Here is a 13,567-nt window from a genome sequence, read left to right as displayed (position 1 = left end):
TTCATGAGCCTGAACCCACGTGCTTCGGATGCAGGACGCATCGCTCCAGACGAACCGATCGCCATCGTGGGAATCGGCTGTCGGCTTCCTGGCGCCACGGGCCCGGACGCCTTCTGGCGCATGCTGCTCGACCAGCGGGATGCCATCCGGGAAGTGCCCCCGGACCGCTTCGACCTCGAGGCCTTCTACAACCCGGACCCAGATGTCCCCGGCCGGACGCACTCCCGCTGGGGAGGATTTCTGGAGGAATTGGCGGGCTTCGACGCGCGGTTCTTCGGCATTTCGCCGCGCGAGGCGAAGGCCATGGATCCACAGCAGCGATTGCTGTTGGAGGTCGGCTGGGATGCGCTGAGCGACGCGGGCATCGCGCCACTGACGCTGCGGGGAACGCGCACAGGCACGTTCGTCGGGCTGATCGCGACGAACTACTGGGAGCTCCAGGACCGCGCCAGTCTCAACATCTACGACGTGACGGGCTCAGCTCGCTCCGTCCTGCCAGGACGCCTGTCCTTCGCCCTGGATCTTCGAGGCCCCAGCGTCTCGGTTGACGCCGCGTGCGCCTCATCGCTGGTCGCGGTTCACCTCGCCTGCCAGAGCTTGCGCCTGGGGGAGAGCGAGCTGGCGCTGGCTTGTGGAGTCAACGCGATCATCCTCCCCGATGAGTCCATCGTCTACTCCTCGGCCCGGATGCTCTCGACCCACGGGCGTTGCAAGTTCGCGGATGCCGCGGGGGATGGGTTCGTGCGCAGCGACGGAGTCGGCGTCATCGTCCTCAAGCCGCTGTCACGGGCTCGAGCGGAGGGCGACCGGGTGTATGCGGTCATCCTCGGGAGCACGACCAACAATGACGGACAGGGCAGTGGTTATCTGCTCACACCTTCCGAAGCCGGGCAGGTCGCCCTGATTCGAGACGCGCTCCTCATGGGGAACGTGCGGCCGAGGGACCTCGACTACATCGAAGCGCATGGCACGGGCACCCGGGTGGGTGACGCGGTGGAACTTCGCGCGCTGGCCGAGGTCCTCCGGGGGCACCGTCCGTTGGAGCAACCGACCTGGGTGGGCTCGGTCAAGAGCAACATCGGCCATACGGAAGGGGCCGCGGGGATCGCCGGTCTCATCAAGACGGCGCTCAGCCTCTATCACGAGCGCATCCCCGCGAGCCTTCACCTGACGGAGCCCAACCCGGCCATCGACTGGAACGACGTGCCGCTGAAGGTTCCCACCCAAACCATGGAGTGGCCTCGTCGTGACGACGGCCCTCCGGTCGCGGGCGTGAGCTCGTTCGGCATCAACGGGACGAACGCCCACGTCATCTTGCGGCAGGCGGATCGTTCGGCGGAGGCGTTACCCCCGGCGAAGGAAGGGGAGCCGCCCGCGCTGCTGCTGCTTCCCGTGTCCGGAGTGGACGGGCATGCCGCCAGGAAGCTCGCCGCGTCCTACGCGGACCGATTCGAGCACGCGGACCCACGGCTCGTCCAAGAGCTCTGCGCCGTGAGCGCGCGCAGGCGGGACCACTACGCTCATCGCCTCGCGGTGCTCGGGACGGATGGCTCGGCGCTGGCGCGCGCCCTGCGCGCCGTCGCGGAGCTGCCCGCCGATGAGACCTCCGAGCCAGACGCCAGGGGTGTCCCCGAGGTGGTCTTCGTCTTTCCGGGGCAGGGCTCCCAGTGGGTCGGCATGGGGCGAGAGCTGCTGCGCTCCTCCACTGTCTTCCGGGAGGCGCTCGAACAGTGTGACGTGGCGATCTCCCAGGAGACGGATTGGTCCTTGCTCGCGGTGCTCCAGTCGGAAGAGGCCGGCTGGATGTCGCGGGTGGATGTCGTCCAGCCCGTGCTCTGGGCCCTGCAGGTGTCGCTGGCGCGGCTCTGGCGCTCCTGGGGAATCATCCCGAGCGTGGTGCTCGGACACAGCATGGGCGAGGTCGCCGCCGCGCATGTCGCGGGCATCCTGGACCTGTCCGATGCGGCGAAGGTGATCTGCCGCCGAAGCCGGCTGGCTCGCAAGGAGGGTGGCCGCGGCGCGATGGCTGTCGTGGAGCTGCCCGCCGCGGACGCCGAGGCGCGACTGAACTCCGACTACGCGGGGCGGCTCTGGGTCGCCGCGCACAACAGTCCCCGAAGCTGCGTCGTCACCGGAGAGGTCGAGGCCATCGATGCCTATCTCGCCGAGCTGGAAGGACAGAACATCCCTGGCAGGCGGGTCCGGGTCGATTTCGCGTCCCACTGCCCGTTGATGGACCCGCTGTGTGAAGCGCTGCTCGGCGAACTCGAGGACCTCACGCCTCGCGCGGGCACCGTGCGCTTTCACTCCACGGTCCGAGGCAAGGAAGTGGAGGGCACTCGGCTGGATGCCGCCTATTGGGCGGAGAACCTGCGTCAACCCGTCCTGCTCGCGGAGGCGGTGAAGGAGCTGTCCGAAGAGCCGGGCGTCCACTTCCTGGAAGTCAGCCCACATCCCGTGCTCGTGGGGGCCTTGAAGGAAGGTGTCGCCGGTACCACGGACGCGCATGCCGTCCTTCACAGCCTGCTGCGTGAGCAGTCGGAGATGGCCTGCCTGCTCGACTCACTGGGCGAGCTGTATGTCCTGGGTGCCGAGGTCGACTGGGCCGCGCTCTATCCCGAGTGGCCACGTCACCGGGACCTCCCGGGCTATCCCTGGCAGCACGAGCATTTCTGGACGACGAGCCCCGCCGCCGCCGCGAAGACCTTGAGCCCGCACCACGCTCACGCCGGGCGACAGCAGGGCGCGCGCGCTTCGCCAGTGTTCGAGCTCCGCGGTCCACGTCATCCGCTGCTGGGCGCTCGGGTGAGCCCAGGGGAGGGCGTCCTGCGCTGGGAGGGCGAGCTGGACCTCCAGGCGAATGCCTATCTCGTGGACCATCGCGTCCAAGGCACTCCCGTCTTCCCCGCGACAGGCTATGTGGAGCTTGTCCACGCCGCCGTGCGCGCCGCTCGAGGAAGTGGACCCACCGTCGAGTTGAGGGACGTACACTTCCCGGCGGCCCTGTTCCTGGGCGCGGGTCCCAGCCCCTGGCTTCAGGTCGACCTGCAAGGCCCGGACGGAGACTGGACGTTCACCGTTCGCAGCCGGGTGGCCGAACACGCTCGCGAGTGGATCACCCATGCCACCGGGCGTGTCCTCACCGCCGCGCGTGTCGTACCAGCGGCGTCGGGGGAGGCCCTCGCAGCCGCTGCCCGATGTGGCGCGCCCCTGGATGTGAAGGACTTCTACGCCAGGGCACAGAAGGCGGGAAACGAGTGGCTGGGTGCCTTCGCGGGAGTCGTCGACGCAGGACAAGGAGAGGGGGAGTTGGTCGCACGTACCGAAGTCCCACCGTCCGCGTCTGCTCACTGGGACCGCTTCTACTTCCACCCGGCGACGCTGGATGCGTGCTGCCATATCCTCACCGCCTTGGGGGAGTCCCCATCAAGCGCCCGGGGCCGGAGGAGCGCCTTCCTGGGGAAGGCCTTCGAGTCCGTGCGCTTCCACCGGCCTCCAACGCAACAGCTCATCAGTCACGCTCGCCTGCGCCTGTCCGAGGGAGCCAGCTTCAAGGGAGACATCCACATCTCCACGGTGACAGGAGAGCCCGTCGCGGACGTGCTCGGGATGAGCATCACCTTCCTGGGGGCCGAACCCGCCCCCCGGACACGCACCTGGCCATCCGAGGACTCCCGTGACTGGTTGATTGAGCTGACCTGGCGCGAGGTGGAGAGCGCGACGCCGGCCAGGACAGCGCCGAGCCGCTGGCTCGTGCTGAGTCACCAGGTGGACATCGGCGCGGAGCTCCCTCAGCGGTTGAAGGGCCCCCTCACTGTCGCCCGACTGCCCCCGTCGCGCGGGGATGCGGAATGCTGCCGGGCGGCGTTGCTGGACGCGGAGCACTCCCGCGCTCAGGGAGAGTCGCTAGGCATCGTGTTCCTGTCTGCCGCGCGGGGGAACGATGCGCGACGAATCGCCTCGGCCGAGGAAGCGTGTCACCACCTCGCCCAACTGATTCGCCTGTTGAGTCAGCGGCCGTCGACAGGTGACGTGCGCCTGTGGATGGTGACGCAGGGCGCTCAGCAGGCCGCGCCCGGGGAGAGAGTAGGACAGCCGACCATGGGCTCCCTGTGGGGCATGGGGCGTGTGGCCCTCCTGGAGGCCGCTGAGTTCACGCCGACGCTGATCGACCTGCCGAGCCAGCCGACCGCGCGTGATTGGGAGGACCTGGCTCGTGAGCTGAGTGCCACGCCAGGGGAAAGTCAGGTGGCGTTGCGCGCGGGCCAGCGCTGGGTGGCGCGCCTCGTCCCCGTTGGCGTCCCGCGCCTGAACGAAGCCGAGGTGTCTCGGACCGACAACCCTGCGGAGGGGATACGGAGCAACTCGGCGCCCCACGGGGATGAAGCAACTTCCCTTGATGCGCCGCTGGGATTGGGGACCACCGAGGTGCTGATCGACGTGGTGGAAGCTCCCTCCGTGGACGCCGACTCTTCCAACCTCGCGCCCGGAACGCGACCCGCGATGGCCTGGGCTTGCATGGGGAGAATCGCCGCGCTGGGGCCTGGTGTCAGGACACTCCGGCTGGGACAGGAAGTCGTTGCGCTGACCCGTGCTCCGCGTGGCAGGCGGGTCGTCACCCACGCGGCCCTGGTCGTTCCACGTCCCCTCGGGTGGGAGGCCGCGACGCTGGTGGGCTCGCTCGTGCCCTATGTGTTCGCCCACCTCGCCCTCGTCAACCGGGCGGGGCTTCGGCCGGGTGAGCACGTCCTCGTCAACTGCTCCAGCACGCTTCTCACCTTGGCCCTGCTCAAGGTGGCCCATGGGCGCGGCGCCGTGGTCCTGGCGACGTCTCACCATGAGGATGCGCGCGCGATGTTCCGTCTGGCGGGTGCGGCCGGCGTGGCTCCGCCCGGCTCACCCGGTCTGATGGATGAGTTGGCCCGCCTCTCCAGCGCGGGAGGTTTCGATGTCGTCGTCGATTCACCTGACGCGCGCCATGCGGCGGCGGGCGCTGGGTTGCTTCGTGAGGGGGGACGTCATGTCACTGGCGGAGTCCCCGCCACCGCGAGAGGAGTCTGGAGCAGCAACGCCCCGCCTGGTCCCAGCGACCTGTCGTTTCACACGGCCTGTGTTTCCGTGGCGCTGGATGAGCAGCCCACGCTCATGGGGCAAGTCCTGCGCGAAGTCCTGGAGTTGATCCGTCTGGGGACCTACCTCCCTTTGCCTGTCGCCGCGGGTTCCGTGCGTCCGGACGAGGCCCGGGAGGACCACGCGGTTGCTCCGCTGACGCGCACGGCTCCAACACAAGCGCGCTCCCTTTTCGCACCGAAAGCCGCCTCGCCCGTGGTCCGCTCCGACGCGGGGTATGTCATCACGGGGGGACTGGGGGCGCTCGGACGCGTCGCGGCGGACTGGCTCATCCAACAAGGCGCCCGGCACCTGCTGCTGGTGGGACGCACGGCCTTGCCGCCAGAGAGCGAATGGGCCTTGCTCGGCGATGCGCATCCCCTCGCTCCAGCCATCGCTGACCTGCTCAGGTGGCGCCGGGAATCGATCCAGGTCCGCTACCGGAGCGTGGACGTCGCGGACGAGTCGGGGCTGTCCGCGCTGTTCCGTGAGTGGACTGACGGCGGGCATCCGAGGATTCGTGGGGTCATTCACACGGCGGGGGTCGCCAGTCAGCAATGGTTGGCAGAGCTTGACCCGGGCGAGCTCGACGCGCTCCTGCATGCCAAGCTGCGCGGTGGATGGGCACTGCATCGCACCATCGGACAAGAGCCGCTTGATTTCTTCGTGCTCTATTCGTCGGGGGCTTCCGCGCTGTGTTCCCCCATGGTGGGAGGATACGCAGCCGCCAATGCCAGCCTGGATGCGCTGGCGGCCCACCGAAACGCTGAAGGGCTGCCCGCGCTCAGCATCCAATGGGGCTTCTGGCAAGAGGTAGGCATGGCGGCTCGCCGAGAGGTGGCCGAAGGCCGTGTCCGGAGGCCCACGGGCCTGCGAGGGTTCTCTCCCGTGCAGGGCGCCAACCTTCTGGGCTTGTTCCTCGGGGCCCGGGCTCGAGGACAGATCATGGTCATGCCGGCGGACTGGACCCTCTGGGCCGAGGCCTACCCCAGCGCCGCGGCCCTGGGGGTGATGCGGGAGCTTGTCGCGGCCCCCGCTTCACCTCCTGTGTCCAAGGCTGCTGTGGCCCGCACGGAGCCGGAGCCCACCGCCGAGCCGGCCCAGTTGCTGGCCGAGGCAGCCATATCTCCGGCGGCCCCGGACGCTCTTCCCGCCGAGACACGGGTGGCGAACCTGGTCGCTGACGTCATGCATCTGCCCGTTCAGCGACTGTCCCGACGCAAGCCGCTCAGCAAGCAGGGGCTCGACTCGCTCATGGCCACCGAGGTGCGAAACAGGGTCCTGAGGGAAATGGGCGTGCGGATTCCCATCGTGACGTTGATTCGCGGGGCCACCCTGGATGACGTTGCTTCCATCGTCCTGGGACAGGCCCCGACGCATGACTCGGTCGACCGTGCACGTGAGGGCGAGGTTGAGCGCCGCGCGTGACGGGCTCCGCCTCGAACCGCGAGGTCACCGCCTGCGAGGCTTCACGTCCTCTTCCTCGTCGTCTGGACCCATGTTGTCCGGGTCAGGCTCCGGCTCATCGTCTGGACCCATGTTGTCCGGGTCCGGCTCATCGTCCATGCGCTCCGTCTCATCCAGACCGTCGTCATACGCGGCCACGGGTGCCGCCTGTACCTGCGCCTCGCGCAGCTGCCGGAACGCCTGCACACCCACCGCGCCCAGCCCGATGACGAAGATGATGGGCCCCGGCGACAGCCGGATGTGCACCAGCGCCCAGACCAGGCCCAGCCCCACGACGCCGGCCGGAGCAAAGCGCGTCCACGCGGGCCGCGACACTTCAGGCCGCAGCGCGAGCAACCCCAGCAGCGACAACAAAAGCAGCTCCATCACCACGGACCCGGACAAGTCCCACCCGGACAGCGTGGTGATGCCAGAACCCGCAGTGTAGAGCACGTCGTCCGCGGCCTGCGGCGCGGCGATGACGTGCAGCTCCGGAGGGCCCGCGGGCACTGGCGCACCCGCCACCACGGGCAGCGTGCTCACCGTCGCCCACGGCGCGAAGAGCGTCAGCACGCACAGCGCCACGCCCCCCAGCGCCACCACCTCCGGAACGACCAGCAACTGCTTCAGGTCGAAGTAGCGCGCCAGCATGCCCTCGGGGCCTGCAATCACCTTGCGGTACTGGTCATGGACGACGAGCCCCGCGCCCAGCAGCCACAGCACGGGCGTGAAGCCCAGCCCCAGCATCCGCACCGCCAGCGCCGTCAGCAGCGCCGCGTACGCCGCCGCCACCTCGGGGCGATAGAGCACCGAGGGCACGAGCTTCGTGACGCCCGTGGCCTCGCCCGCCAGGCGCAGCTCGCTCGCCACCAGCAGCACTCCGCCCACCAGGGCCAGCACCGTGCCCACCACGCCCACGCCGTCGAAGGAGGGGAGGATGGAGAGCGCCAGCGCGAAGGCCAGCACCGCCAGCCCCACCACGCTCTGCGAGTGCGCCGGCACGCTCGCCAGCCACCGGGGGCCGTCGTACTTGGGGCCCGTCTGTCCCGGGTCCGTGTCCTCGGATGTGTCCACCGCCGCCGCTATCGCCTTCACCTTCGACTTCGCCGCCGTCGCTGGCGGCACATAGTCGACGCCCTGACTGTGGGCCTCCGCCTCGTCGATGATATCCGCCGCGTAGGACGGCTCCTCCATCGAGCGCTTGGGACGAGTTCCCCTGAGCGCGGGCCGCGAGCCCGTCAGGCCCTGGGGGGCCTCGGGCATCTTCGCGCCGCAGTTCTCGCAGTACCTCAGCCGACTGTTCGAGGCTTCGCCGCACTCCGGGCACCGCATGGGTCCACCTTGCTGTGCGGAGGGCGGGGGGAGGCCCTCTCGGTCCAGCGCAAGTCGTGGAATAACACGCCGATTTCACCGGAAGCGAGAGTCCTCCGGTGAAGCGCTACGGCCGGGCCGCCTCGGCGGGAGACGGAGCCTCCGCGGTGGTTGTCATCTCGCGGATGCGCCTGGTCAGCGTCTCCGGGTCGATGGGCCCCACGTGCTTGCCCAGGATGGTGCCGGCCGGGTTGATGAAGTAGGTCTCCGGCACACCTGCCACGCCATAGCTCACCGCCATGCGCGAGCGAGGATCCACCAGCTGCGGGAAGCTGTACCCCTGGCGGCGCAGGAACGCGCGGGCGTTGTCCTCGGAGTCCTCGAACACCACGCCCAGGAACACCGCCTGCGAGCCGAACTCCCGCTGCCCCCACTCCAGCACCGGGTGCTCGTACTGACAGGGCCCACACCACGACGCCCAGAAGTTGATGACCACCGGGCGGCCCTTCAGGTCCGCCAGGCTCACCTTCTCACCGGTGTCCAGCGAGCGCAGCACGAAGTCCGGCGCCGGCTTGCCCGCCATCATGAAGGGCACCTCGTGCGGATTGCGCCCGAAGCCCTTGGCCAGCACCACCAACAGGCCCACGCAGAGGATGACGAAGCCGATGGTGTAGCGGTACCGACGCATCACGCGGCCCCCCGCTCCGCGTCACCACCCGGCAAGGGCGAAGCGCCCACTTCCGAGCTGGCCGTCGCCACCGCCGCCCGCCGCCGAGGCCACAGCGAGATGAGCGTGCCCAGCACCATCAGCGGGATGCTCCACCAGATCCACCCCACCAGCGGGAAGACCCAGACGTTGAAGCTCGCGTTGCCCGCCTGCTCGGAGAAGGCCATCAAGGAGATGTACAGGTCCTCACCGGCCGTCTCGCGCACCGCGGGCGTGCCGATGGGGTCCGTGCTCCGCTCGTAGTAGTTCAGGCGGGGCTTCATCTCCTCCACCTTGCCGCCCGGCGTCGTCACCTCCACGCGCGCCGCGACGAAGGTGCGGTGCGGCTCCTCGCCGCTCATCAGCCCCTGGTACTTGAGCTGGTAGCCATCCAGCATCATCGTCTGGCCCTTCTTCAACGTGCCGGACGTGTGCTTCACGTACGAGGACGACGCCGACACCGCGACGATGAGCACCACGATGCCCAGGTGGACCACGTAGCCGCCGAAGCGGCGCTGCGCCTTGGTCGCGCTCGTGAACACCGCGGTGAGAAGGCCCTCCTTGCGCTCCGTCATGCGGACCCGGATGGGCGACACCAGCTCGCGCAGCGTGACGACGGTGACGAAGCCCGCCAGCCCGAAGGTCAGCAGCGGGTACACGCCGCGCAGGCCCACCGCGAAGCAGATGGCCGTGACGAGCAGGCCCACCGCCGCGGGGATGAGGAACTGTCGCCTGAGCGTGTCCTTGTCCGGCGTGCCCCACGGCAGCACCGGGCCCACGCCCATCAGGAAGAGCACCGCGATGCCACCCGGCACCGCCATCTTGTTGAAGTACGGCTCACCCACGCTGACGCGCACGCCGCGCACCGCCTCGGACACCAGCGGGTACAGCGTGCCCAGCAGCACCGTGAAGGTAATGGCCACGAACACCAGGTTGTTCACCAGGATGCTCGCCTCACGAGAGGCCAGCGAGCTCAGCCGCCCCTCGGGCACCAGCAGCGGCCCGCGCACCGCCAACAGGCCGATGCACACCACCAGCAGCACGCCCAGGAACACCAGGAACGTGGGGCCGATGTCCGACTGGGTGAAGGAGTGGACCGAGTTGAAGATGCCCGAGCGCGTCATGAACGTGCCCAGAATCGTCAGCACGAAGGACGCGAGCGCGAGCGACAGCGTCCACAGCTTCAGCATCCGCTTGCGCTCCTGCACCATCGTCGAGTGCATGAACGCCGTCGCCGTCAGCCACGGCAGGAAGCTGGCGTTCTCCACCGGATCCCACGCCCAGTAGCCGCCCCAGCCGAGGACGGCATATGCCCACCACGCGCCGAGGATGATGCCAATCGACAGGAACAGCCACGCCACCATCGTCCAGCGACGCAGGGGCGCCATCCACGCCTCGCCAATCTCGCCGCGCAACAGGCCCGCCACCGCGACGCCGAACGGCACCGTCATCCCCACGTAGCCCAGGTAGAGGAAGGGCGGGTGGATGACCATCAGGATGTGGTTCTGGAGCAGGGGATTGGGGCCGGGGCCGTCCGCCGGAATGGGCGACACGGCGCCCCAGGGGTTGGCGGGACCGGCGATGAGGAACGCGAAGAACACGCCCACCGCCAGCATGGTGCCCAGCGCCAGCTGCATGTAGCGCGCGTGCTCGCGGCGGTGCACCCACGCGAAGGCCGCGATGTACACGCCCATGATGAGGCCCCAGAAGAGGATGGACCCCTCCAGCGCGCTCCACAGCGACACCACCGTGTAGAGCAGCGGCGTGTCCCGGCTGCCCACCTGCGCCACGTACTTCACGCTGAAGTCATGCGAGATGAGCGCGTAGACCATGACGAGGTTGGCGGCCACCATGCAGCCGGCGAAGCCCCACACCGCGCGCATCACCCAGGGGAAGCCCGCTTCGTTGCGGCGCAGCCCGGTGACCAAGCCCACCAGCGCGCCGAAGGTCGCGAACGCGAGCCCTCCGAGCACCAGCCCGTATCCAATCGACCCGTTCACCGCGCCTCCGCGCCCGTCCCCGTGCTGGCCGTCGTCGTGCCCTCGGAGAGCGTCTCACGCCACTTGTTCGGGTCCTCGCCCTCCTTGGGCGCGCGGTACTCGTTCGAGTGGTTCACCATCAGCCGGTTGGAGCTGAACACGCCGGACGCGTCGTAGGTGCCCTCCACCACGACGCCAATCTTGTCGCGGAACATCTGCGGCGGCGTCTCCGTGGAGCGCACCAGCACGCTGGCGGTGCCCTCGTTGGCGTCGTTGGCCACCCGGAAGTGCAGGGTGGTGTGCTCCGCGTTCCACTGGATGCTGCCCGGCTGCACCACGCCACCCAGGCGGATGGTGGCCGAGTACGCCTTCTCCCCCTGGGCCAGCATCTCCGAGGGGCTCCAGTAATAGACGAGGTTCTCTCCGATGTTGCCGAAGGCCACGAACCCCAGGCCCGTGCCCGCGACAAGCAGGGCTCCCAGGGCGAACAATCGATTGCGAGCGACAGGCGTCATGACAGGCTCACTCCTTCGCGGCCTGGGGCCGGCGCAGCCAGAGAGACAGCGAGTAAAGCACGAGCGCCGCCACGGTGATGCCGTAGCAGGCCCAGACATAGCCCCAGCCGCCCTGGATGCGGCCACTGCCCACCTGGCCCGCGGCCTGGGCGAGGACTCCCAGCGTCGTCAAAGTCGTCATGTTCAGGCCACCTTCGGGGTGTCGCGGACAGAAGCCGAGCCGCCAGGGCCGGGCAGCGCTTCAGGGAGGGCCACTTCCGCCCGGCGCTCGGCCAGGGCGATGCGATAGCGGTGCATCAGCATGGCGATGGTCAGCAGCAACAGGCCGATGGCCGACACTCGCAGGCACAGCACCATCTGCGGATCCACCGTCTTGGGGCTCGACTGCACCTGATGCAGGCTGCGCCACCAGCGCACCGAGAACCAGACGATGGGCAGGTTGATGGCGCCGAGAATCGCGACCACCGCGCTCCACGTCGCGCGCTTGTCCGGGTCCTCCACGAAGCGCCGCAGCACCAGGTAGCCGGTGTACGTCACCAGCATGATGGCCTCCGACGTCAGGCGCGGATCCCAGGACCAGTAGACGCCCCAGGTGGGACGGCCCCAGATGGCCCCCGTCACCATGCCCAGCGCGCCGAGGACGAGGCCGACCTCGGCCGCCGCCTCCGCCGTCGAGTCCAGCTTCCAGCTCGCCGTGGAGCGCACCAGGTACGTCACCGCCGCCACGAAGTTCAGGAACATGGCCAGCATCGCCATCCACTGGAGTGGCACGTGCACGTACATGATGCGCTGTACGTCACCCATCTCCCGGTCCGGGGGTGCCCACGCCAGTCCCAGCCACCATCCGGCGGCGAGCACGCCCAGACCCACCACGGGCAGGCCCCACTTGATGAGCTTGTTCATCCGTCAGTCCTCGATGATGCGCGGGAACAGCACGAAGCCTACGCCCCAGTAAATCAGATTGAAGCCCAGCAAAAGCCCCAGCCATGAGTCCAACTGATTCATGGGGTCGCCCTGCAGAACGAGCGAGGTCGCCTTGGCCAGGGACAGCAGGGCAGGGATGACCAGCGGGAACAATAGCAGAGGGAGGAGGACATCCCGCGCCCGGGCGTTGCTGGAAATCGCGGCGTACACCGTCCCCGGTGCGCTGAGGGCCAGGCTGCCAAGTAGCAGAACTGTTCCCAGGTCCACGAAGCCGGTGACGACCTTGACCCCGTAGAGGGCGACCATGACGGGGAGCAGCACGACTCCCAGGGCGATCAGCAACAGCGCGTTGCCCAGGGCCTTGGACAGGTAGATGGCGCGCGGGTCCGCGGGGGCCAGTCGGATGCCGTCCAGGCAGGCGTTCTCGGACTCGACGCGGAAGGACTCGCCCATGGCCAGCACGCTGGCGAAGAGGATGGCGAGCCAGAAGTAGCCGCCCGCGTTCTTCTCCAACTGGCGCGTGTCCGGACCCAGCGCGAAGGAGAACATCAAGAGCGTGGCGAGCGCGAAGAAGATGATGGCGTTGAGGCGCGCGCGGGTGCGCCACTCGATGAGCAGGTCCTTGCGGAGCAGCGCCAGCGTGGCGCCGATGAGGCCGATGGGCCGTGGACGGGGAGCGCTCACGCGGCCACCGCCCGGCCATCCTGCAGGTGCAGGCGCTCCTCGCACAGCGTCATGCCCTGTTCCACCAGGTGTGTGGCCAGCACCACCGTGACGCCGCCCGCCTTCAGCTCCGAGATGAAGCCCTCCATGTCGCGGATGCCGGCCGGATCCAACTCACCGAAGGGCTCGTCGAGGAGCGCGATGTTCGGGGCCTTGAGCAAGAGCCGGGCGATGGCCAGGCGCTTGCGCATGCCCGCGCTGAAGCCACGCACGGGGTTGTCGGAGCGCTTCTCCAGGCCCACGCGCGAAAGCAGCGCGCTGGCGCCGTCCTTGGGCGAGGGGTGGCCCAACAGGCGCGCCAACACGGTGAGGTTCTGGTGCGCGGTGAGGTCCTCATAGAGGAAGCTCGCGTGGGACAGGAGCGCCACGTCGCGCCGCACCGAGTCCCGGTCCACCACGGCGTCGCGTCCCAGCACCTCCACCCGTCCGGCGGTGGGGCTCAGCGCGGTGGCCAGGAGGCGCAGCAGCGTCGTCTTGCCGGAGCCGTTGTGGCCGGTGAGCAGCAGCGAGCGCCCTGGGGGGAGCGTGTACGTCAGGCGCGCCAGCGCCCAGCGGCGCCCATAACGCTTGCTGACGTCGTGCAACGCGAGCGCCGGAGCGGAGAGGGAAGGCATCGGGAAGCCGGTTCGTAGCCGGAATCCCGACTGTCATCCAGTGAAACCCGGGTGGCTGGCCGGGCAGGGACGGAGCGGGCCTGAAGACAGGAAAGTTTTTCCAATGGGTGGGGCATCGTGTGCCCGTGGGGGCCGTCGATTTTGCACCATGTGTCGTGTCCACCGGTGGCCACGTGCCCCGTACCGCCGGGATCCCCCTCTGGAGAGATGGTTTCGGCCAGGATTCGGGTGTGGCATCCC

The 13,567-nt window shown here is 68.9% G+C and carries 9 protein-coding genes; 1 reads left to right on the top strand and 8 read right to left on the bottom strand.

Annotated elements, in window-relative coordinates:
- Nucleotides 1–3: 3 nt before the first annotated feature.
- Entirely contained in the window at nucleotides 4–6,537 is a 6,534-nt protein-coding gene (locus ACN469_RS10310; RefSeq protein ID WP_498766619.1) for a beta-ketoacyl synthase N-terminal-like domain-containing protein, read from the top strand.
- 24 nt (nucleotides 6,538–6,561) lie between these two features.
- Here the strand turns inward: ACN469_RS10310 and ACN469_RS10305 are convergent, their stop codons facing one another.
- The 8 genes from ACN469_RS10305 to ccmA all read right to left on the bottom strand — a co-directional run bounded on the left by ACN469_RS10305 (nucleotide 6,562) and on the right by ccmA (nucleotide 13,327).
- Nucleotides 6,562–7,887, bottom strand: coding sequence for a zinc ribbon domain-containing protein (locus ACN469_RS10305; protein WP_498766617.1), 1,326 nt, complete (start codon nucleotides 7,885–7,887; stop codon nucleotides 6,562–6,564).
- Nucleotides 7,888–7,993: 106 nt separating this feature from the next.
- Complete coding sequence (locus ACN469_RS10300; RefSeq protein WP_498766726.1) at nucleotides 7,994–8,554, bottom strand: TlpA family protein disulfide reductase; 561 nt, start codon at nucleotides 8,552–8,554, stop codon at nucleotides 7,994–7,996.
- On the bottom strand, nucleotides 8,554–10,572 hold the full coding sequence (locus tag ACN469_RS10295) for a heme lyase CcmF/NrfE family subunit (RefSeq protein WP_498766615.1): 2,019 nt from the start codon (nucleotides 10,570–10,572) through the stop codon (nucleotides 8,554–8,556). The genes ACN469_RS10300 and ACN469_RS10295 overlap by 1 nt, the downstream gene beginning before the upstream one ends.
- A complete protein-coding gene (locus ACN469_RS10290; protein WP_498766613.1) occupies nucleotides 10,569–11,066 on the bottom strand; it encodes a cytochrome c maturation protein CcmE in 498 nt (165 codons plus the stop codon). The genes ACN469_RS10295 and ACN469_RS10290 overlap by 4 nt, the downstream gene beginning before the upstream one ends.
- A gap of 7 nt (nucleotides 11,067–11,073) precedes the next feature.
- On the bottom strand, nucleotides 11,074–11,247 hold the full coding sequence (locus ACN469_RS10285; RefSeq protein WP_498766611.1) for a hypothetical protein: 174 nt from the start codon (nucleotides 11,245–11,247) through the stop codon (nucleotides 11,074–11,076).
- Nucleotides 11,248–11,249: 2 nt separating this feature from the next.
- Nucleotides 11,250–11,969, bottom strand: coding sequence for a cytochrome c biogenesis protein CcsA (gene ccsA / locus ACN469_RS10280; RefSeq protein WP_498766609.1), 720 nt, complete (start codon nucleotides 11,967–11,969; stop codon nucleotides 11,250–11,252).
- A 3-nt stretch (nucleotides 11,970–11,972) separates the two neighbouring features.
- Entirely contained in the window at nucleotides 11,973–12,674 is a 702-nt protein-coding gene (locus tag ACN469_RS10275) for a heme exporter protein CcmB (protein WP_498766607.1), read from the bottom strand.
- Complete coding sequence (gene ccmA, locus ACN469_RS10270) at nucleotides 12,671–13,327, bottom strand: heme ABC exporter ATP-binding protein CcmA (RefSeq protein WP_498766605.1); 657 nt, start codon at nucleotides 13,325–13,327, stop codon at nucleotides 12,671–12,673. The genes ACN469_RS10275 and ccmA overlap by 4 nt, the downstream gene beginning before the upstream one ends.
- Nucleotides 13,328–13,567: the final 240 nt, after the last annotated feature.

It is taken from the genome of Corallococcus terminator (assembly GCF_049194865.1).
GTDB classification, from domain to species: domain Bacteria; phylum Myxococcota; class Myxococcia; order Myxococcales; family Myxococcaceae; genus Myxococcus; species Myxococcus terminator_A.
Note: the sequence above shows the minus strand (reverse complement) of the source record. Positions and strands in the feature narration are given on the sequence as shown.

Excerpts from the sequence above, each read along its gene's own strand:
- ACN469_RS10285 (WP_498766611.1), bottom strand. The coding sequence starts at position 11,247 with ATGACGACTTTGACGACGCTGGGAGTCCTCGCCCAGGCCGCGGGCCAG.
- ACN469_RS10310 (WP_498766619.1), top strand. The coding sequence starts at position 4 with ATGAGCCTGAACCCACGTGCTTCGGATGCAGGACGCATCGCTCCAGAC.
- ccsA (WP_498766609.1), bottom strand. The coding sequence starts at position 11,969 with ATGAACAAGCTCATCAAGTGGGGCCTGCCCGTGGTGGGTCTGGGCGTG.
- ACN469_RS10300 (WP_498766726.1), bottom strand. The coding sequence starts at position 8,554 with ATGCGTCGGTACCGCTACACCATCGGCTTCGTCATCCTCTGCGTGGGC.
- ACN469_RS10305 (WP_498766617.1), bottom strand. The coding sequence starts at position 7,887 with ATGCGGTGCCCGGAGTGCGGCGAAGCCTCGAACAGTCGGCTGAGGTAC.
- ccmA (WP_498766605.1), bottom strand. The coding sequence starts at position 13,327 with ATGCCTTCCCTCTCCGCTCCGGCGCTCGCGTTGCACGACGTCAGCAAG.
- ACN469_RS10290 (WP_498766613.1), bottom strand. The coding sequence starts at position 11,066 with ATGACGCCTGTCGCTCGCAATCGATTGTTCGCCCTGGGAGCCCTGCTT.